Source organism: Maritimibacter sp. UBA3975 (assembly GCF_002384975.1).
Classification (GTDB): Bacteria; Pseudomonadota; Alphaproteobacteria; order Rhodobacterales; family Rhodobacteraceae; genus Maritimibacter.
The window spans coordinates 705,484-726,011 of sequence record NZ_DGCP01000009.1 but is presented as its reverse complement, the minus strand read 5'-3'; the positions used below and the strand labels follow the sequence as shown (position 1 = coordinate 726,011).

11 protein-coding genes are annotated in these 20,528 nt (G+C 66.2%); 10 read left to right on the top strand and 1 reads right to left on the bottom strand.

Annotated elements, in window-relative coordinates; genetic code table 11:
- Positions 1-11 precede the first annotated feature (11 nt).
- From B2585_RS08730 to B2585_RS08720, 3 genes are read left to right on the top strand one after another with little or no spacing between them, the layout of a single operon-like run.
- Positions 12-7,295 carry a type I polyketide synthase gene (locus B2585_RS08730; RefSeq protein WP_292022037.1) on the top strand — a complete coding sequence of 2,428 codons (7,284 nt, stop codon included), beginning with the start codon at positions 12-14 and terminating at the stop codon, positions 7,293-7,295.
- The gene (locus tag B2585_RS08725; protein WP_292022035.1) at positions 7,292-8,656 is read left to right on the top strand and encodes an aminotransferase class I/II-fold pyridoxal phosphate-dependent enzyme; all 1,365 of its coding nucleotides are present in this window, start codon (positions 7,292-7,294) and stop codon (positions 8,654-8,656) included. The genes B2585_RS08730 and B2585_RS08725 overlap by 4 nt, the downstream gene beginning before the upstream one ends.
- Before the next feature lie 36 nt (positions 8,657-8,692).
- Complete coding sequence (locus tag B2585_RS08720) at positions 8,693-10,471, top strand: glycosyltransferase (RefSeq protein WP_292022033.1); 1,779 nt, start codon at positions 8,693-8,695, stop codon at positions 10,469-10,471.
- A gap of 4 nt (positions 10,472-10,475) precedes the next feature.
- Here B2585_RS08720 and B2585_RS08715 read toward each other — a convergent pair whose 3' ends face one another.
- Positions 10,476-11,312, bottom strand: coding sequence for a class I SAM-dependent methyltransferase (locus tag B2585_RS08715; RefSeq protein ID WP_292022031.1), 837 nt, complete (start codon positions 11,310-11,312; stop codon positions 10,476-10,478).
- Positions 11,313-11,381: 69 nt separating this feature from the next.
- On the opposite strand from B2585_RS08715, the gene B2585_RS08710 reads away from it, so the two are divergent.
- The 7 genes from B2585_RS08710 to B2585_RS08680 all read left to right on the top strand — a co-directional run bounded on the left by B2585_RS08710 (position 11,382) and on the right by B2585_RS08680 (position 20,358).
- Positions 11,382-12,707: a capsule biosynthesis protein gene (locus tag B2585_RS08710; RefSeq protein ID WP_292022029.1), complete on the top strand. Its 1,326-nt coding sequence runs from the start codon at positions 11,382-11,384 to the stop codon at positions 12,705-12,707.
- On the top strand, positions 12,704-13,498 hold the full coding sequence (locus B2585_RS08705) for an SDR family NAD(P)-dependent oxidoreductase (protein ID WP_292022027.1): 795 nt from the start codon (positions 12,704-12,706) through the stop codon (positions 13,496-13,498). The genes B2585_RS08710 and B2585_RS08705 overlap by 4 nt, the downstream gene beginning before the upstream one ends.
- A 266-nt stretch (positions 13,499-13,764) precedes the next feature.
- Positions 13,765-14,796: a BMP family lipoprotein gene (locus B2585_RS08700; protein ID WP_292022026.1), complete on the top strand. Its 1,032-nt coding sequence runs from the start codon at positions 13,765-13,767 to the stop codon at positions 14,794-14,796.
- Between the two features lie 78 nt (positions 14,797-14,874).
- Positions 14,875-16,398: an ABC transporter ATP-binding protein gene (locus B2585_RS08695; protein ID WP_292022024.1), complete on the top strand. Its 1,524-nt coding sequence runs from the start codon at positions 14,875-14,877 to the stop codon at positions 16,396-16,398.
- Positions 16,395-17,549 carry an ABC transporter permease gene (locus B2585_RS08690; protein ID WP_292022021.1) on the top strand — a complete coding sequence of 385 codons (1,155 nt, stop codon included), beginning with the start codon at positions 16,395-16,397 and terminating at the stop codon, positions 17,547-17,549. Before B2585_RS08695 ends, B2585_RS08690 begins: the two co-directional genes overlap by 4 nt.
- Positions 17,546-18,820 carry an ABC transporter permease gene (locus B2585_RS08685; protein ID WP_292022019.1) on the top strand — a complete coding sequence of 425 codons (1,275 nt, stop codon included), beginning with the start codon at positions 17,546-17,548 and terminating at the stop codon, positions 18,818-18,820. The genes B2585_RS08690 and B2585_RS08685 overlap by 4 nt, the downstream gene beginning before the upstream one ends.
- Before the next feature lie 269 nt (positions 18,821-19,089).
- Complete coding sequence (locus B2585_RS08680) at positions 19,090-20,358, top strand: glycerate kinase type-2 family protein (protein WP_292022774.1); 1,269 nt, start codon at positions 19,090-19,092, stop codon at positions 20,356-20,358.
- The last annotated feature ends 170 nt before the right edge of the window (positions 20,359-20,528 follow it).

Sequence of the window (20,528 nt, the reverse complement as noted above, 5' to 3'; positions counted from 1 at the left end):
AAGTTCGGCCGATGGATGCCACTTATGTAATTGGACAGGCGTGTCGCTTGCCGGGGGCGTCTAGCGTTTCCGCGTTTCGCAGTTTGCTGCGCGACGGCCGGTGTGCTGTGACCGAGGTTCCGCAAGACCGCTGGGCGCACAGCCTTTTCATGAATCCCAAGCAGGGCGTGGCGGGTAAGTCCTACACGTTCCGCGCCGGTGTCCTCGACGACATCTGGGGCTTTGACCTTTCCGTTTTCAAATTCTCGCCGCGCGAAGCGATCCAGATGGACCCGCAGCAGCGCCTGTTGCTTCAGGTCGTCTGGGAGGCATTGGAAGACGCGCGCATCGATCCGGCCGACCTCGAAGGGCAGCGCGTTGGCGTCTATGTCGGCGCCTCCAGCATGGACCACGGCTCGATCCTCGGGCGCGATCCGTCGCTCGTGGACAGCTACATGATGACGGGTAACACCCTGTCGCTCGTGGCGAACCGCATTTCGCACGGCTTCGACTTCCGCGGTCCGTCCTTCGTGGTGGATACCGCTTGTTCCTCCTCGCTCGTCGCGATGGATCAGGCGCGTCAGGCGCTTGCCGCCGGCGATATCGACACGGCCATCGTGGCCGGTGTGAACATCCTGCTCACACCGTCGAGCTTTCTTGGCTTCTCCGCCGCGCGGATGCTGTCGCCCACGGGTCTGTGCCAGTCCTTCTCGGACAAGGCCGACGGGTACGTCCGCGCCGAGGGCTGTGTGGCGCTCGTGCTCAAGAACTCATCGGACATGCCCGCGACCGCCAAGGCCCGCCTTGTCGATTCCGAGACCAACGCCGACGGCTACACGATGAACGTGGCGCTCCCGGCGGAAGAGGGGCAGTACGAACTGCTTGCGCGCCTTTACGACCGCCAGAGCCTTTCCCCGGACGATCTGTCCTTCGTCGAAGCACATGGCACCGGCACGCTGGTCGGCGACCCGATCGAGGCGCATGCGCTGGGTCGTGCCGTCGCAAAGCACCGCAAGTCCGCGCTGCCCATCGGTTCGGCCAAGTCGAACGTCGGGCATCTGGAACCCGCGTCGGGCCTTGTGGGGATGCTCAAGTCGTTGATCGCGCTCGAGGACCGGCGGCTTCCGCCCTCGCTCCATGCCGACAATCTCAATCCGCATATCGACTTCGAAGAGCAGAAGCTGACGCTCGCCCGCGAAGCGGTCGATCTGGGTGACGGCCCGCTCGTCGCCGGGATCAGTTCTTTCGGCTTCGGCGGCGTAAACGCGCATGTCATCCTCGAAGGCGTGACGCCCGCCAAGACAGCGGCACCCGCCGGGGCAACCAGCCCCGACCGTATCCTCGTGACCTCCGCTTTCTCCGAAGCGGCCCTCAAGGATCTCGCGAAGTCCTATGCCGACCGGGTGGAGGCACCCGCGGCGCTGGCGCCGGGCGGGCTCGTCGAACAAGCGTGGCACCATCGCGGGCTGTTTCCCAAGCGCATCGGTGTTCTGGCCGAGGATGGCGGCAGCGCTGCCGAAGCTCTGCGTGCCTTCGCGAGCGGCCAGAAAGACCCGCGCGTGGTCGAGTTCGAGGGGCGCCAGCGCGACGAAGCGCCGGTCTTCACCTATTCCGGCAACGGCTCCCAATACCTCGGCATGAGCCGGCTGGCCCTGCGCCACGACGCGGCATACCGCGAGACCTACAAGGCATTTGACGAGATTTTCACCGACCTCACCGGCTGGTCGATCCTCGACAAGGTGAATTCGGACACGCTCGCCCAGGATTGGGGCGACTGCATGGTCATCCAGGGCCTCGTGATCGCCGATCAGATCGCTCAGACCGAAGCTTTGGGCCGCCGGGGCATCCGCCCCGCGGCGGTCATCGGGCATTCGGGCGGCGAAGTTTCGGCCGCATGGGCCGCAGGTGCCCTCACACTCGAACAGGCGGTGCAACTGACCGTCGGCCGTTCCGGCACACAGCGCCAGTTCGCGGGGCAAGGCAACATGGCCGCGCTCCAGACGAGCGCGGAACAGGCCGCAGCCCTCATCACCGAGTTCGGGGTTCCGGACCTCGATATCGCCGCGATCAACTCGCCGCGCAGCGTCACGCTGGTCGGCCCGCAGGACGCGTTGAAGGATTTCGCGCGCTGGGCCAAGCGCACGCACCGTCAGGCCTGCGTGATCCTCGACATCAACTACCCGTACCACTCGGCCATCCTCGAGCCGTCGCAGCAGGAACTGCTGGACGTGCTGTCCGATCTGGCGCCGACCGAGACGCGGGTGCCGATGTTCTCGACGACCACGGGCGGGGTCGTCGACGGCGCCGCGCTCGACGCGGAATACTGGTGGGCCAATCTGCGCCAGACCGTGCTTTTCAAGAGCGCCGTGGAAGCGGCGCGCGAAGCCGGTTATTCGGCCTTCCTCGAGGTCGGCGCGCAGCCTGTGCTGCCCAACTACATCTCGGATTCGCTGGACGATGACGCACGCCATTGCGCCGTGACCCACACGCTGGCCAAGAGCGACCCGGACAGCGAGAACCCGATCGCGCGCGGCGCGCTGAGGGCCGTGCTTGCGGGCATCCGCACCGAGGACAACACCGCGTTCGCCGCCACGACGGGCGCAAAGATCGACCTGCCGCATTACCCGTTCCAGAACGAGGAACTGCGCGCCACGAACAGCCCGGAACTGAGCAAGATCCTCGGCACCGACGGCGACCACCACCCGCTTCTCGGCGCGCCCGTTGCGGGCGAATCCGGCGTGTGGCGTCGCGACCTCGACGACAACCTTTTCCCGGCGCTGGCCGATCACAAGGTCGGCGACAGCGTGCTTTTGCCCGCGACGGCCTTCGCCGAAATGGCCTATGCGGCGGCCTCGGTCGAAGCAAAAGGGCAGACGGTCGAAGTCTACGACCTCGACCTCTTCGCGCCGATCGTGCTGTCCACGTCAACCGGCGTCGAAATCCAGACCGAAGCGGATGCGAACAGCGGCACGCTGCGAATCCTGTCGCGCGCCCGCCTGTCCAAAGACCCGTTCCGCGAAAACATGCGCGCCCGGTTCGTCATGCATGCCAAGCCGCCGGCGGCGCCCGAAGACGTGGCACCGGGCGAGATTGCGCCAGGCGACGACCTCGCCCGCTGGCTCTATGACGACGCCGACCGCATCGGTCTTTACTACGGCCCCAATTTCCGCGGCCTGAAACATGCGCGCATGCGCGGCAAGGACGTGGACGTGATCCTCGCTGAGGGTCTGTCCATCGCGACCGACCCGGCGATTCACGGCTTCGACCCCGTTCAGGCGGACTGCCTCCTGCACGGTCTTCTTGCTGCCGCGTCGAACACCGAATTTGCCGATGCCCGCCAAGCGCTTTTGCCGGTGCGGATCGGACGGCTTCAGGTTCATGCGCCGGGGGTCGAGCTCGTCTCGGGCCGGGTGCACATCCGCCGCTGGGGCGACCAGTCGATCCACGCCGACGTGACCGGTTTCGGCCCGTCGGGTGAGGTCGCGCTGGTGATCGAGGGGCTGCGCCTGCGCGCGACCCAGATAGTCCCGCAGATCGACTTCGCCCGTCAGGGCTTCCACGTCGACGCGCATCCCATCCTCGGCAAGCCGGGCGAGATTGCCGCGGCCACTTTCGAGGCGGCACTGGGCGACGTCCTGCCGGACGACCTTGCCGAAGACGACGCGCTGCTCCTGCTCGACGCCGCCGCGCAACAGGCTGTGTGGAGCGCGTTCCGCAAAGTCGTGGACAAGGATGGTATCTATAAGCTGCGCCGCCCCGAGGACGGGGTGGAAGCGGGTCTGATCGACGTCCTCGCGCGCCTCGACCTCGCCAGCCAGGGCGCCGCACTCGGCGATTGGCATATCGCGGAAGATTGCGATCTGCCGGATGCCGACCTGATCGGGCAGGCTTTGCTCGAAGAACGGCCCGACCTCATCGGCCTCATCGCGCTGATCCTGCGGCTTCCGGGCGCGTTGGACGATGTGCTCGCCGCCGTGGCCGCCGATGCGGCCGCGCCGACGCCGGACGTGCTTTTCGGGCGCGAAGCGGTTCAGGCGCTCGACACCGGCCCGCACATGGCCCGCCGCAACCGGATGGTTGCCGCCGCACTTGATACCGTCATCACAAGCGTGCCCGAGGGCGCGCGCGTCCAGATCGGCGCCATGTCCGGCTTCGACGTTCTGCAAGATGGTGTGACCGCCGGGCATCCCGGCCTCGAACGCGTTCAGATCATGTCCGCCGATGGCGAAGAGGGGCCGGTTTCGATTCAGATGCGCGCGGTGAAATGGGGCGAAACGGCGAAACTCGACGCTGTGCTCGTGACCCAGCCGCTCCAGCTCTTCGAAGACGGGATGGATGAACGCCTCGCAGGTCTGATGGGTCCGGAAGGCAACCTCGTGGTCGTCGTGCCCGCCATGTCCGCTTTCCAGCGCGCCGTTCGCCTCGGCGGCTCCAATCTGGCGCGCAGCGCTGATCAGGACCGGCTGCTGAAGCATCTGGACGAGCTTGGCTTCACCGCGGTCCTGACGCACGATCTGCCGGACGGGGCAGGGGGCGGCAGCCTCGTGATCGCCCGTCTCAAGGATGGGCAGGGTGCGGAGGACTCCGCCACTGCGCCCGACGAACTCGGGCTCGAGACCGAGCCGCTCTGGACCAAGACGGTCACGCATATGTACGGCGCCGTTGAAACCCGCGATGGAGAGCTGACGGTCCTCGTCCCTGATGCGACCGCCGCGCCCTATGTGCTGATCGGTGCGCCGGGCGCTGACGAAGACACGCTCGGCAAGCGGGTCCTGCAGACACGGGACGTCGTCGCCGAGGCTGTGAGTCACGGTCGCGGCCTGATCGCTGTCCTGCCCAAAGGGGCGCAATATGCCGGCGGCCCTGTGGCCGACCCGGTTCAGCACGCCATCTGGGCCATGCTGCGCACCGCTGCCAACGAAAACCCGGGCCTCGCGATCCGCGCCATCGATCCCGATGCACTCGGTGTCGCCGGACCGGCCTCGCTCGCCGCCCTCCTCGGGCGGATCGAGGCCGAAGCACCGCGTGAGACCGAGATCGTTCTGGGCGCAACAGGCGTTCTGGGCCTCAGGGTCGAAACCGGCCTCCCGGTCGACCCTGCTGCGAATGCCGCGCGGGACGACAGCATGGGCACGCGCCTGACGAAATCCGTCACTGGACGCCTGGACGCCCTGAACTGGGAATCCGTCGAGCGTGGGGACATCGCCGACGACGAGGTCGAGGTGGAGATCGCGGCGACCGGCCTCAATTACCGCGACGTGATGTGGTCGATGGGCCTCCTTCCCGAAGAGGCGCTGGAAACCGGCTTCGCCGGTCCGACACTCGGCCTCGAATGTGCGGGCCGCGTGGCACGGGTCGGCGCGGGCGTGACCACATTCAAGGTGGGCGACCCGGTCGTGGCCTTCGGCCCGTCCTGTTTCTCGTCACATCTTGTCAGCAAGGAACACTGGGTCGCGAAGCTGCCCGATGGCGTTTCGCTGAGCCAGGCCGCGACACTGCCGGTGGCCTATTTCACCGCCTATTACTCGCTCGTGACGCTGGGCAACCTCCAGCCTGAGGAAACCGTGCTGATCCACGGTGGCGCCGGCGGCGTGGGCCTCGCGGCCATCGCCATCGCCCGCGACATCGGCGCGCGCATTATCGCGACAGCGGGCAGCCCGGTGAAGCAGCAACTCCTGCGCTCGATGGGTGTTGAACACGTTGTCTCGTCGCGCGAGTCGGGCTTCGCTCAGGCCGTGCGCGACATCACGGACGGGCAGGGCGTCGACATGGTCCTGAACTCCCTCGCCGGTCAGGCGATGGAACAGAGCCTTGCACTTTTGCGACCTTATGGGCGGTTCCTGGAGCTCGGGAAGCAGGATTACTATACCAATACCGGCATCGGCCTGCGCCCGCTCAAGAACAACATCGCCTACCACGGCATCGACGTGGACAGCCTTCTGGCCGACCGTCCGGACATCGCGAGCCGCGAGTTCCGCCGCGTGATGGAGGGGATCGGCGAAGGGCGTTACGCGCCGCTGCCCTATACCGAGTTCGCGGGCGAAGACGTCATCGAAGCTTTCCGCTTCATGCAGCGCTCGGGTCATATCGGCAAGATCGTCGTGCGCCCCAACGACGCCGCCGTGGACTGGGAACCGCTGTTCAAGCCCAAGCAAGGCGGCTGGTTCGTTCTGGCCGGTGGCCTTGGCGGCATGGGGCTCGAGACAGCCAAGTGGCTGGTGCGGGGCGAAGCGACGCATATCGCGCTCCTCGGCCGCCGCACCAAACTGGACGCCGAGACGCAGGAGGTCGTGGACAAGCTCGAGGCGAGCCTCGAGGGCCTTAAGGTCATGTCCTGCGACATCACCGACATGGACAGCCTGAACGCCACGCTCGACGAGTTGCGCAAGAGCGCCCCGATCCACGGGGTGTTCCATACCGCGATGGTGCTCGAAGACCGGGCGATGGCCGAGATCGATCAGGCGCAACTGGACAAGGTGTTGCCGGTCAAGACCAAGGGCCTCGCCAATCTCGACACGGCGACGCGGGCCGACAACCTTCAGTGCTTCGTGGCCTACACGTCCCTCGCCAACCTGATCGGCAACCACGGTCAGGCCGCCTATGTCGCCGCCAACGCCTTCCAGGAAGCGGTGATCGAGGCGCGCGCCGCCGAGGGCCAGCACGCTCAGGCGATGGGCTGGGGCGCGATTACCGACGTGGGCTACCTGCGCCGGGATGAGCAGAAGCGCAACATGCTGCTCCAGATGTCGGGCAACGTGAAATTCTCGGCCGATCAGGCACTTCGGGCACAGGAACTGGCACTCACGCAGCACCTGCGGGGCCACGCCGTCACGGTCACACCGATGGGCTGGGGCCCGTCGATCGGCACGCTTGGCAACCTGCGACGTCCAACCTTCAGCCTCCTGCGCCGTATGGGCGAATCCGGTGGTGCGTCGCAAAGCCTCGGCACCCTGCGCGCGGACTTGGAAAAGCTGCCGTTCGACAAGGCCGTCAAACGCGCGACCGCTTATCTCAAGACCGAGATCGCGGCGATCTTGCGGGTGCCCGAGAACACACTTTCGCCGACCCGGCCACTGGCCGAATACGGGATGGACAGCCTCATGGGCGTCGAACTCACGCTCGCCGCGCAGAAGGTTCTGGGCGACGACCTTCCGGTGCCCTCGCTCGGCGACGACCTGTCGATCACCAAGATCGCCGGTATCTTCGTCACGCACATCCAGTCGGGCGCCGGGGCGGAGGATGACGACACGGCGGCTGCGGTGAAGACCCTCACAAGCCCGCACATGGGCCAGGCGCGGAGCGCGGCGGCGGAATGACCTCCGGCGGCTCCAACGCCCTGTCCGGTGACGCACGGGCCCGCGCTCTGAGCGCGGCGCGCGCGGCGCAGAAGAAGTCCACGAAAAAGGGTGGGCCGCTTGTCGACCACAAGCCGAACCCGCCGTTCGACCAGCTTTCCGGCTTCAAGGAGCGGCTGGCGCTGCGCCAGATCTCCAAGCTGCACGATCTGGGCGACCCGAGCTTCCGCCAGCATGAGGGCCATCCCCGCGCCATGTCGCGGATCGACGGGCGCGACGTGATTAACTTCGGCTCCTATGACTACATCGGCCTCAACGCGGACCCAAGGCCCGCCGAGGCGGCCAAGGAGGCCATCGACCTTTACGGCGTGTCGGCCTCCGCCAGCCGCCTCACGGCAGGCGAGCGTCCGATCCACCGCGAACTCGAAAAGCGGCTTGCCGCGCATTACGAAGTCGAGGACGCGCTGACCTTCGTGTCCGGCCATGCGACGAACGTGTCCGCTGTGGCAACGCTGGTGGGCAAGGATGACCTCGTCATCTACGACAGCTACATCCACAACTCCGCCTCCGTTGGCGCGACGCTCTCGGGCGCCACGCGCCGCAGCTTTCCGCACAACGACACGGATGCGCTCGAGACGATCCTTGTCGAGACGGCCGGGCGCTATCGCTACACGCTGCTGGTGGTCGAAGGGCATTATTCGATGGACGGGGACATCCCCGACCTGCCGCGCATCCTCGAGCTGAAACAGCGCTTCGGCTTCTGGCTCATGGTGGACGAGGCTCACGGCCTTGGCTGTATCGGCAAGACCGGCGGTGGGATGCGGGAGTATTACGATTTCCCCGGCGATCTGGTCGACGTGTGGATGGGGACCCTGTCCAAATCCCTCGGCTCCACCGGCGGCTATCTGGCCGGCAGCGCCGCGATGATCGACATGATGAAATACGAAGCCCCCGGCTCGGTCTATTCGGTGGCCCTCGCCCCCGCGCTGGCCGCTGCGGGCAACACCGCGCTCCAGATCATGCATGCCGAGCCCGAGCGTGTGGCCCGGCTTCACGCCCGCGGCGCGTATTTCCTCGACGTCGCAAGGTCGCTGGGCCTCGACACCGGCGCTTCCGTGGGCTCTTCGGTCACACCGATCATGGTGGGGTCTTCGCCGCTCGCGGCGGCGGCCTCCAAAGAGCTGCTCGAAGCCGGGATCAACGCGCTCCCCATCGCCTTCCCGGGCGTGCCGATGAACCAGGCGCGGATCAGGTACTTCATCACCTCGGAGCATACCGAGGACCAGATCCGTCACACGCTGACCACGACAGCCGAGATCCTCGCCCGCCTTCGGGAAGGGCCCTTGCAGGATCTGATGAAATCCCTATCCAACACGATCTGACGGGATATCACCGTCGCAAGACGTGAAGGGACGGGGATGACCGCTTACAGGATTCAGGACGTGATCGGGCCGGATTTCGGCCGTCCCGCCGTGCTCTACCGCGCTGCGGGCGACGCCGTGGAAGGGCCGATGCCGTGGGCGATCCGCGCGGGCGAAACTTTCGATTTCAACAGCTATTTCAATGCTTTCTTCCCGGAAAGCTGGCACAAGCACACCCAGATCGGGAGCCTTGGCGTTGAGGTCGAGACAACTGGCCCGGTCCGTGTGAGCGTGGACATCGTCGAGGGAACGCAGGCGCCCAAGCCGCTCCTCGAACGGGTGGTCGACGGGCGCGACGTGCTCTGGCTCGACGATGTGGCCCGTGAGGGTCGCGTGGTCCTGCGCCTGACGGCCGAGAAGGATGCGCAACTCGCCGATCTCGGCTGGGTGACGGACGTGGCACCGGTGACGACACCCACGCTTTCGGTCGGCCTGTGCACCTTCAACCGCGAGCGGGAGTTCACCGTAACCCTGTCCGCCCTCGCGGACCTTCAGGCTGCGAACCCGGCGGTCGGCCATATCTGGGTTGCCAATCAGGGCGCGTCCTTCACTGATCCGACGATTGCCGACCTCGCGACCCGACCCGGTATCACCGTGATCGAACAGCCCAACCTTGGCGGCTGCGGCGGCTTCACCCGCACGATGGCCGAGGCGACGGCAGACGATGAGACGGCCACCCATCACCTCCTGATGGACGATGACATCGTGCTCGACCCACGCGTGGTGGATCGGGGGCTCAAGTTCCTGTCCTATGTCGATGGCGAGCTGGCGCTTGGCGGCCAGATGATCGACCTCGACGACCCGACCACGCTGCGGGAATTCGGCGCCAAGCTCGACCCCACCCGCTACGTCCAGTCGATTGGCGAGAACGTGGCGCTCGGCACGCCGGAGGAGCTGGCGCTGTTCCACGACGCCCCGCGGATCGACTACAACGCGTGGTGGTTCTGCGTGATCCCCACCGCCTCGATCCGCCGACTTGGCCTGCCCACCCCGATCTTCATCCGGGGCGACGACATCGAGTATGGCTGCCTCATGTCGCAGGGCGGGGTGGAGACGATCTCGCTCCCCGGCGTCGCGGTCTGGCACGAGAGCTTTCAGCACAAGACGAGCGACTGGCTCGAATACTACAACATGCGCAACCGCCTGTTCGTGGCGACGCTCTATCCGGAACTCGTCTGGCGTCCCGCGGCCTATTACCTCCTGGGCTACTGCATGGTGTTCCTGTTCCAGCACCGCTACCGGACCGCCGACATGGTCCTTCATGCCATCGAGGACGTGCTGGCGGGCGCGGACACGGCCCTTGGCGAGGACGGCGAGAGCCGGCACATGCGGTTGATGAAGCGCGTCACGCGGATGCCGGCTTACGAGGAACTCGCGCCGGACGACCTGCCCGAGACGCGGGCCGGGACGACAGCGCCGCTCGACACCTCGGTCCCGGCGATGGTCTGGATGTCGGTGAGCGGCTTCATCGGCCAGCACTTTCAATGGCTTACCCGGCTTTGGAAAAAGCCCCTGCGCTTTCCTTACGTGCCGATGCCGAACAACATCGGGGCGAACGACTACATCGCGCCCAAGACGCCGAGCGCGGAGGCCTATATCCTCTACCGCAGCCGCGTAGGCTCGCTCTGGTCGATCATGTTGCGGGCATTCTGGGTCTGTGCGCGCTACGGCCTGACGCCGAAATCCCATTTCGACACGCTCGCGCGCGACCTCAAGGACCGGCGTCAGCGCGACCGCTGGAACGAACTCTTCAAGCTGCCGCGCGGACGTTTCTGAGCGCTCAGGCCGGCTTGCGCAGCACCGCCGCGAAGTCGGTCCGCAGGCCCTTTTCGTATTCGTCGTATTCCGGGCTGCCGGGCATGTCCGCCCAGCGGTGTGCATAGAGGCTGAAGGGCCACGGCACACGCTTCAGCGCGGCCTTTCGACGCGGAATGTCGGCCTTGAGCGAGGCGAAAGTATGCGGGGTGATGTCGCGATATGAGAGCATTTCCAGCCCTTCGCGCGCGGCAGCCTCGCGGATCTCGCCCTCGACATGGTCATGGTCGCCCTGCCGGTAGCCGCCGGAAAAGCTGATGATCCCGCCGGGTTTCACGACCCGGCCGGTTTCCTCGATGAAGAGCGTGAGGCCGAAATAGGTCGGCGCACCCACGCTTACGATCATGTCGAAGCTCGCGTCACCATAGGCCAGCCCGCCCGAAATCCCCCGCTCGATCGTCGCGTCGATATGCGGCCTGGTGCGGCGCTTGGCGAGTCGGACCGCAGCGGCGGAGCGTTCGGTGCCGGTCAGTTTCGCCTCGGGGTACAGGCGCGAGAGGTAGACCATCCCGCCGCCCTGACCGCAGCCCACGTCGAGGATGCTCTTGGGCGCCGGATCGTAATCCTTCACCATCGTATGCCCGGCCTGATGATACATCATGGCCGAATGATCCTCGCCCGCGAACTCGGGGTATGAGGTGAAATCCGGGTCGACCGGCAGGTAACCGCCGTTGAAGAACCACATCCGACGGGCCGGAGAGAGGCGATACAGCACCTCGTAGGCGGCGAGGTCGAACATGTGGAACGCAAAGCCGAAAACCCGCTTGCCAAATGAGTCGTGGGCGCGGAGAAGGTCTGGCATCTTGCCTCCCGGTCATGATTAAAGGGCCGGAGCCTTAATGCGACACGACAGCGGAAAATGGAACAGCCAATGAGCGGTGCGGAGGGACAATCGGAGACGCGCAGTTTCCTGTTTCTCCAGGGGCCGACCTCGGGCGTCTTTCGCGAGTTGGGCCGGTCGCTGGCCAAGCGCGGACACAAGGTGCTCAAGGTCAACTTCTGCCCCGGCGACTGGCTGTTCTGGCGCGGGTCCGACACCCAGATGTATCAGGGCACCCTCGACGACTGGCCCGATCACCTGCGCGCGCTCATCGCCGAGCGTGGCGTGACAGACATCATCTATTTCGCCGACCGCTTCCCCTACCACAAAGCCGCGCAAAAGGTTGCGCGGGCCGAGGGCGTGCGCAGCGTGTCGATGGAATACGGCTACCTGCGCCCCGACTGGCTGATCCTCGAGGAAGGGGGGCAGTCGACCTATTCCCATTTCCCCCGCGATCCCGGCAAGATCCGCGCCATCGCGGATGACCTCGACCCCGTGGACGAGGCGCAGATTTACGACATCCCGAGCATCGACGAAATGATCCGCGAGACGGCCTTCCACGTCTCCAACGGGGCCTTCGGCTGGCTGACACCGCGTTACACGCCGGACCGCTATTATCCGGTCTTCGTGGAATTCCCCGCCTACCTTCCGCGCCTGTTTCGCCGCCGCCTCAATGCCGCGCGGGCCGAGGCGCTGGTGGACGGGTTCGAAACCGACCGGCGTCCCCGGTTCCTCGTCCCGCTTCAGATGCAGAACGACTACCAGCTGCGCGATAACGCACCCAAGGGGTTTCAGACGGACTTCATCCGGCAAGTGATGACCTCGTTCCGCGACCACGCGCCGGGCGAGGCCGAGCTCGTGTTCAAGGTGCATCCGATGGACAACGGGCTCGAGCGGTGGGAGCGGGTCGTCCCGCGGCTCGCCGCCGAATACGGCCTCAGTGATCGGGTCAGGTTTCTCGACGGCGGGCAACTGCCCAAGATTTTTTCGCTGGTGCAGGGCTGCGTCGTCATAAACTCCACCACCGGCCTCATCGCGCTGCGCCGGTCCGTGCCGACCAAGGTGCTGGGCGTCGCCGTCTACGACATGGAGGGGCTGACCCATCAGGGCGACCTTGACGGGTTCTGGTCCAATCCGCAGAAACCGTCACGCGACATGCACGCGGCGCTGGTGCGCGCGATGGCGCATGGCATCCATGTGCGCGGCGCGGTCTATGGGTCCGAGGGCCGCGCGGCCTTCGTGCGCAACGCCATCGACCGGCTGGAGCGGCCGATCATCAACCAGCACGGCCTGTACGAGCCGCGCCCGCCACGCGTGGACAAGGCCATGTCGCTGGGTATCAAGGTCGACTGGCCGATGGGGAGCAAGGCGTCTTGACCGCCCCGCGCCGCATCCTGCTGACCGGGGCGAGCTCCGGGTTGGGGCGGGAGATGGCGCGGCACCTCGCCGGTCCGGGCGTGGCCTTCCTGCTCTGCGGGCGGCGCGCCGACGCATTGAAGGCGGTGGCGACGGAACTGCGGGACGCGGGCGCGACTGTCGAGACCGCGCTTGTCGACCTCACCGACGTCGCTGCTGCGCAGGACTGGGTGGATACCTGCGCCGTGCAGCCCGTCGACCTCGCCATCCTGAACGCGGGCATGTTCGACGGGCGCGGGCGCGACGGCGCACTTGAAAGCCCGATGCGCGCGGCGGTTCAGGTTGAGACCAACCTCACCGCCCCCGTGACGCTCGGCCTGCGGCTTGCCGATCACATGCGCGACGCAGGGCAGGGGACAATCCTGTTTATCTCCTCACTAGGGGCCTTTTCCGCGCATGCCGACGCGCCGAGCTACTCCGCCTCAAAGGCCGGGCTCACCGCCTTCGCCCGCGCGCTGCGCGAAGACCTCGCGCCCGACGGCGTGCGCGTGGCCATCGCCCATCCGGGCCATATCGAGACACCCCAGACCGAGGTGCATCGCGGCCCCCTGCCGGGGATCATGCCGGCCGCCCGCGCGGCAAAGGTCATCCTGTCCGGGCTGGCCCGTGGCCGGTCCGAGATCGACTTCCCGGGACACCTGCGCTGGGGCCTTCGGTTCCAGTCGCTTCTGCCGTGGCGGATGCAGGCGCGGATCAACCGGGGGCTGCGCTTTTGGGTGGATGACGGGCCGGGCGACGGCAAGGGGAAGTAACGTCACCCGACGCGCCGGTGACAACCTTGCCGGTTTCGCGGGCAGTCCGGCGCTGAAAGCAGCTTGAAAGCGCTCGTGAATTTTTGAACGTCGGGTCAAATACCGCGAAAAAGCCAAAAACTATCAACCACCTTGAAAAAACCCGTGCTAGGCTTTCGCATGGCTGCAGGGGGAATCGCTGCCGCGCTGGTCGCGCATTGCCTGCCAAAAAATAAAGCAACCTGCCGGGCCCCCACGTCTGGGCGCGGTGCGACATGGAGGTTTACATGACGTTTCTCAATAAGATGACCACCCGGACCGGGCTCGCCGCGGCGCTTCTCGCCGGCACGGTGATGACGGCTTCGGCCTTCACCGCCTGCCAGGTGACCGATACCGGCGGCATCGACGACGCCGGCTTCAACCAGACCGCCTGGAAGGGCGTTCAGGATGCGATGGCCGCCGACGACAGCGTCGAAGGGCGTTTCCTCGAAAGTCAGGCCGAGACCGACTACGAGGCCAACCTGAACTCGCTGATCGAAGGCGGCTGCGACATCATCGTCACCGTCGGCTTCCTGATGGGCGACGCGACCAAGGCGGCCGCGGAAGCCAACCCGGATCAGAAGTTCTCGATCGTGGACTTCGCCTATGACCCGACCATCGACAACGTGCTGGGCCAGGTCTACGCGACCGAGCAGGGCGCGTTCCTCGCCGGATACCTCGCGGCAGGCATGTCCGAAACCGGTGTCGTGGGCACCTTCGGCGGCATCAACATCCCGCCGGTCACCGCGTTCATGGACGGCTTCTACTACGGCGTGAACTACTACAACGAACAGAAAGGCACCGACGTATCGGTTCTGGGCTGGAACCCGGAATCGAAAGAAGGCCTCTTCACCGGCAACTTCGACAGCCTCGACGACGGCCGGGCCTTCGCCGAGAACCTGAGCCAGGAAGGCGCCGACATCATCATGCCGGTCGCCGGTCCCGTGGGCCTCGGCTCTGCTCAGCTCGCCGACGAGATGGGCACTGATCAACTCAAGATCATCGGCGTGGACGCCGACCAGACGCAGACCGACCCGGAAAAGGCCGATGTCTACCTGACCTCGGTGCTCAAGCGCATGGACTCCACCGTGACGCAGGTCATCAACATGGCGCAGGACGGCTCCTTCGAGGGCGGCCTCATCGTCGGCACGCTCGAAAACGAAGGTGTGGGCCTTGCCCCGTATGGCGCCTTCGAAGACACCGTGCCGGATGAGCTGAAAGCCGAGATCGAGGCCGTGAAAGCGGGCATCATCGACGGGTCCATCACCGTCGGCATGTAATCTGAACCATCGCCGCCGCCGGAGGTCCTCCGGCGGCGGTTTTTCGTCCAAAACCTGTCCAGTCGGGGAGGGCAGCCAATGGATGTCGAACTGCGCGGTCTGACCAAGCGTTTCGGCTCTGTCGTCGCGAACGACAACGTCAACCTGCACATTCGCGCGGGCGAGGTCCTGGGCCTTCTCGGCGAGAACGGCGCGGGCAAGTCCACGATGATGAACATGCTCTCCGGGCTCTACACGCCCGACGAGGGCGAGATCCTGATCGACGGCAAGCCCGTGAAGTTCGACGGCCCCGGCGACGGGATCGAGGCGGGGATCGGCATGGTCCACCAGCACTTCATGCTCGTGCCCGTGTTCACCGTTGCCGAGAACGTCGTGCTTGGGGTGGAGCCGACCGGCAGGCTCGGCTCCCTCGACATCAAGAAGGCGCGCGCGCAGGTCGAGGAGATCAACGAGAAATACCGCCTCCACGTCCCCCCCGACGAGTTGATCGAGGAACTCCCCGTCGGCATCCAGCAGCGGGTCGAAATCCTCAAGGTCCTGTTCCGCTCCGCCGACGTGCTCATCCTCGATGAGCCGACCGCCGTGCTCACCCCGCAGGAGGTGCATGAGTTCTTCGGGATCGTGGAGACGCTGAAGAAGGCCGGGAAAGCCATTGTTTTCATTACGCATAAACTGCATGAGGTTCTGGAAATTTCCGACCGGATCAGCGTGCTGCGACAGGGCCGGATCACCGGCGAAGGCGACCCCAAGACGCTGACCGAAGCGGACCTTGCCGAGATGATGGTGGGCCGCCCCGTGTCCTTCACCACCGCCAAGAACGTCGCCGAGCCGGGTCGCACCATGCTCGAAATGGACGCCGTAACCATGCTGGATGAGACCGACGAAATGGTGCTCGACCATGTTTCGCTCACCGTCCGCTCGGGCGAGGTTGTAGGCGTCGCGGGCGTGCAGGGCAACGGCCAGACCGAACTCGTCGAAGCGATCACGGGGTTGGAGCGCATCGCCTCGGGCCACATCACCTTCGACGGCGAAGACATCTCCTATGCCCGCGTGCGCGAACGGCACAGGATGGGCATGGCCCATATCCCCGAGGACCGGCACAAGTCGGGGATGGTCGACAGCTTCACCGTGGCCGAGAACATGGTGCTCAACAGCTATTATGCCCCTGAATATTCCAAGGGCTGGGCCATCGACTGGCCCAAGGTGCATGAGACTGCCGCGCGCTACTGCGTGGAATTCGACGTGCGCACGCCCTCCGTGTTCCTGCCCGGTGGCTCGCTGTCGGGCGGCAACCAGCAGAAGATGGTCGTGGCGCGTGAACTGGAACGCGAAACCAAGCTCGTCATCGCGTCGCAGCCCACGCGCGGGGTGGACGTCGGGTCCATCGAATACATCCACGAACGGCTCATCGCGAGCCGGGACGAGGGCGACGGGGTGCTGATCGTGTCCTCCGAACTGGACGAAATCATGGGCCTCTCCGACCGCATCTACGTCATGTATGACGGCAAGATCGTCGCCGAATTCGACAACACCGACGGCAAGGCCGACCGCAACGCCGTGGGCCTTGCGATGGCCGGGTCGTATGAAGGAGAGGCGGCATGAGCGACAAGCGACCTGACCTCAAGGACGTGAACGAACGCATGCGCGGCCTGATGGCCCGCACGACCCACGGGCGCGACGATTTCGAGGATCTCGTGATCGTGCCGCTCTTCGCCGTGGTCGTCGCGCTGGTCTTCGGCGCGCTCATCATGCTTGCCACCGCCGTCGATCTGCCCACGATCGGGCGCAGCTTCGTGGCGCTGGCCGTGGGGTCCGTCGGCTCGCTCTCGGCATGGTCCGAGACGCTGACCGCCTCCATCCCCCTCGTGCTCGCGGGGCTGGGGCTTGGCCTCGGCTTTCGCGCGGGACTGTTCAACATCGGGGCAGAGGGCCAGCTCCTTATGGGCGGACTCGCCGCCGTGGTCGCGGGCTTCACCCTGTCAGGCCTGCCGTGGATCATCCACCTTCCGGTGACGCTCCTCATCGGTGCCCTTGTCGGCGCGCTTTATGCCGCCATCGCGGGCTTTCTCAAAGCGACCACTGGCGCGCACGAGGTCATCTCGACCATCATGCTCAACCTCATTTCCTACCGACTGCTCGACTGGCTGCTGCGCCAGCCCTTCATCCAGCGCGAGGGGCGGTCGGACCCGATTTCCAAGGACGTGCCGCCCTCGGCCGAACTGCCGCGCATCCTCGACTTCATCGACGTGAACCTGCGCCTGCACGCGGGTATCTTCGTGATGCTCGCCGCCGTGGCGCTGGTCTACTGGATGCTGTTTCGCTCGAAGATCGGCTTCGCCTTCCGCGCCTCGGGCGAGAACCCGTCCGCGGCGAACTACGCGGGCATGAACGCGGCCTTCGTCATCGTCCTCGCCATGGGCACCGCGGGCGCACTCGCGGGCCTCGCGGGCGCCACGCAGGTCACGGGCGTTCTGGGCCGCGCCAGTCCCGGCTTTTCGGCGGGTATCGGCTTCGACGCCATCGCCGTGGCACTTCTGGGCCGCTCGCACCCGATCGGTATCCTCTTCGCGGGCATCCTGTTCGGTGCGCTCGAGGCGGGCGGCCGGCAGATGCAGGTGGACGCGGGCGTGTCCATCGACCTCATTGGCATCATCCAGGCCCTCATCATCATCTTCATCGCCGCGCCGCTTCTGGTGCGGGCGATCTTCCCGTGGGGCTTCAGGAAGCGCGGCAAGAAGGCGGGCGAGGCATGAGCGATACGACCACCACCGGCGCCGAGAAACGGGCCGAGAAACTCGACAGCGCGTCCTCGCGCCGTGCGCGGATCATGGGCGGCGTGCTCATCGCCCTCGCGCTCCTCGTGCTCTTCGCCCTCGACGTGGCGCCGGGCGAAAGCGCCACCTTCCGCCTGACGACGCCCCGCGACGCGATCCAGATGAGCCCGCTCGTCGTTCCAGGCGGACCGTTCAACATGATCGCCGCCGCGCTCCTCGCCTTCCTCGGTGTGCGTCAGTTCCTCAAGGGCGGCACGCGCTGGACGAACATCTCGCTCGGCATCGGCCTCGCCATCCTCGTCATGGCCTTCCTCGTCTGGGCCACGGCGGGCAAGTCGTTCTCGCTCACCGGCATGTTGCAGGCGACGATGGTGCGCGCCGTGCCCATCGCCCTCGGCGGTCTCGCCGGCGTGCTGTCCGAGCGCGTGGCGGTGGTGAACATCGCCATCGAAGGGATGCTTCTCGCCGGCGCCTTTGCTGGCGCGCTCGTCGGCTCGCTCCTGGGCGGATGGGTCGGCATGTTCGCCGCGATCCTCACGGGCGGCTGCTTCGGCCTCCTGCTGGCCGCACTGGTCGTCACCTACCGAATGGATCAGATCATCGCGGGGGTGGTGATCAATCTCTTTGTTCTGGGGGTGACGTCCTATGTCTCGTCACAGGTGTTTTCCGAGTACCGCTTCCTGAACAACGCGCCAACTTTCCGGGCCTTCAAGATCCCGCTTCTGGGTGACATCCCGGTGATCGGGCCAATGCTGTTCAACCAGAACCTGTTCGTTTACGGCGCGCTGATACTGGTGGCGGTCTCGACCTATTACCTTTTTCACACCAAGAACGGCCTGCGCGCCCGCGCGGTGGGGGAGCATCCCCGCGCCGCCGACACGCTTGGCATCGACGTCTATCGCACGCGCTACATCCATGTGACGCTCGCGGGCATGGTCGCGGGTTTCGGGGGCGCGTGGTTCACGCTGGGCTCCGTCGGGCGGTTCGACGAGAACATGACCAACGGGCGCGGCTACATCGGACTTGCCGCCATGATCTTCGGCCGTTGGCATCCCGTCGGGGCGCTGTCCGCCGCGCTGATCTTCGGCTTCGCGGATTCGATCCAGCAGAAGCTCGCGCTTCTGAACACGCCAATCCCGTCGGAATTCCTCTCGATGGCCCCCTATATCGCCACGATCATCGTGGTCGCGGGCCTCATCGGGCGGTCCAAGCCGCCGGCGGCCAATGGCTCGCCCTACGTCAAGGAGTGACGCCCCGAGGGCAGGGGTGGAGCGCCCGGATCGAACGATGACGACTGAAGGGGGTTTTGCGTGACCGTGGATCAGAAGACCGAATTGCCCGACCCGGGAGCACTCCATTTCGCGTTTTCGGTATTGAACCACTCACATGACCAAAAGACGCGTAGCGTTCCCAAACCTATTGATATGTCTGGTACATGCAATTGGTGGTTTCCCACCATGTGGCTGCATATGTACCTGAATCTTATATACATATTTAGACAACGGGATTGCCCGGCATGATCGACCCGGACGACCGCGCGCTCCTGACCGACCTGTTCAACGCTGCGATAGACGCGGCCGATCCTGCCCGCGCACTGGCCCCGCATCTCCCGGCCCCACCAAAGGGCCGCACCATCGTAATCGGTGCAGGCAAGGGGGCGGCCCAGCTCGCTGCCGCGTTCGAAGATATGTGGGAGGCGCCCTTCGAGGGTGTCGTCGTTACCCGCTACGGCTACGGGGCCGAAACCCGGACCATCCGGGTGCTGGAGGCCGCGCACCCGGTCCCGGACGAGGCTGGCCTCGACGGCTGCGCGGCGCTATTCGATGCCGTCTCCGGCCTCACCGAAGACGACCTTGTGATCGCCCTCATCACCGGCGGCGGCTCCGCACTCCTGCCCGCGCCGCCAGAAGGGTTCGACCTATCCGACGAACAGGCCCTGAATGAAGCGCTGCTTGCCTCGGGCGCGCCCATCTCGGCCATGAACGCCATCCGCAAGCACTTCTCTCGCGCCAAGGGCGGCCGCCTCGCCGCCGCTGCGCACCCGGCCAAAGTGGTGACCTTGATCGTGTCCGACGTGCCGGGGGACGACCCGGCGCAGGTCGCCTCGGGCCCGACGGTGCCCGACGCGACCGACGCGCGTGCAGCGCTCGCGGCGATCCGGACCTACGGCATCGACCTGCCGGACCGTATGGTGACGGCGATCCGCGACTGCCGGGCACCGGACCCCTCCGACCAGGTCTTCGCGGGCAACGAGGTGCGCGTCATCGCCTCCGCCGCCAAATCGCTGGAGGCTGCCGCCACCCGCGCCGGGGACCGGGGCCTGCCCGCCGTGATCCTGTCCGACGCGATTGAGGGCGAAGCGCGTGAGGTCGCCCGGGTCCACGCCGCCATCGCCCGCGAATGCGCGACCCGCAACCGGCCCTTTGAGCCGCCCGTGGTCATCCTGTCCGGGGGCGAGACGACGGTGACGCTGAAAGGGCAGGGGCGCGGGGGCCGCAACACGGAATTCCTGCTGTCACTTGCGCTTGAGATTGACGGGACCGATGGCATCGTCGCTCTTGCGGCGGACACGGACGGCATCGACGGCAGCGAGGATAACGCGGGCGCCTATGCCGATGCGACCACCACCACGCGCCTGCGCGAAGCGGGCCACGACCCTGCTGCCCTCCTGTCCGACAACGACGCCTACACGGCATTCGAAGCCCTCGGGGACCTGTTCGCACCTGGGCCGACGGGGACCAACGTGAACGATTTCCGCGCCATCCTCGTGCGGCCAAAGGGTAACTAGGCAGGCCCCGCCCGCTTTCCGGTCCGAAATATCCCCGCCGGAGGCAAGAAGTTATGTCCCGGCGGCGCAACACGCGCGCCGCTGTCGGTCTTTCCCACCTCGACACCGTATCGCCGAGCGTAGCGAGGCGCCCCCGACGAAAAGGGGCCGCGCGTCAGCGCGGCCCCCGG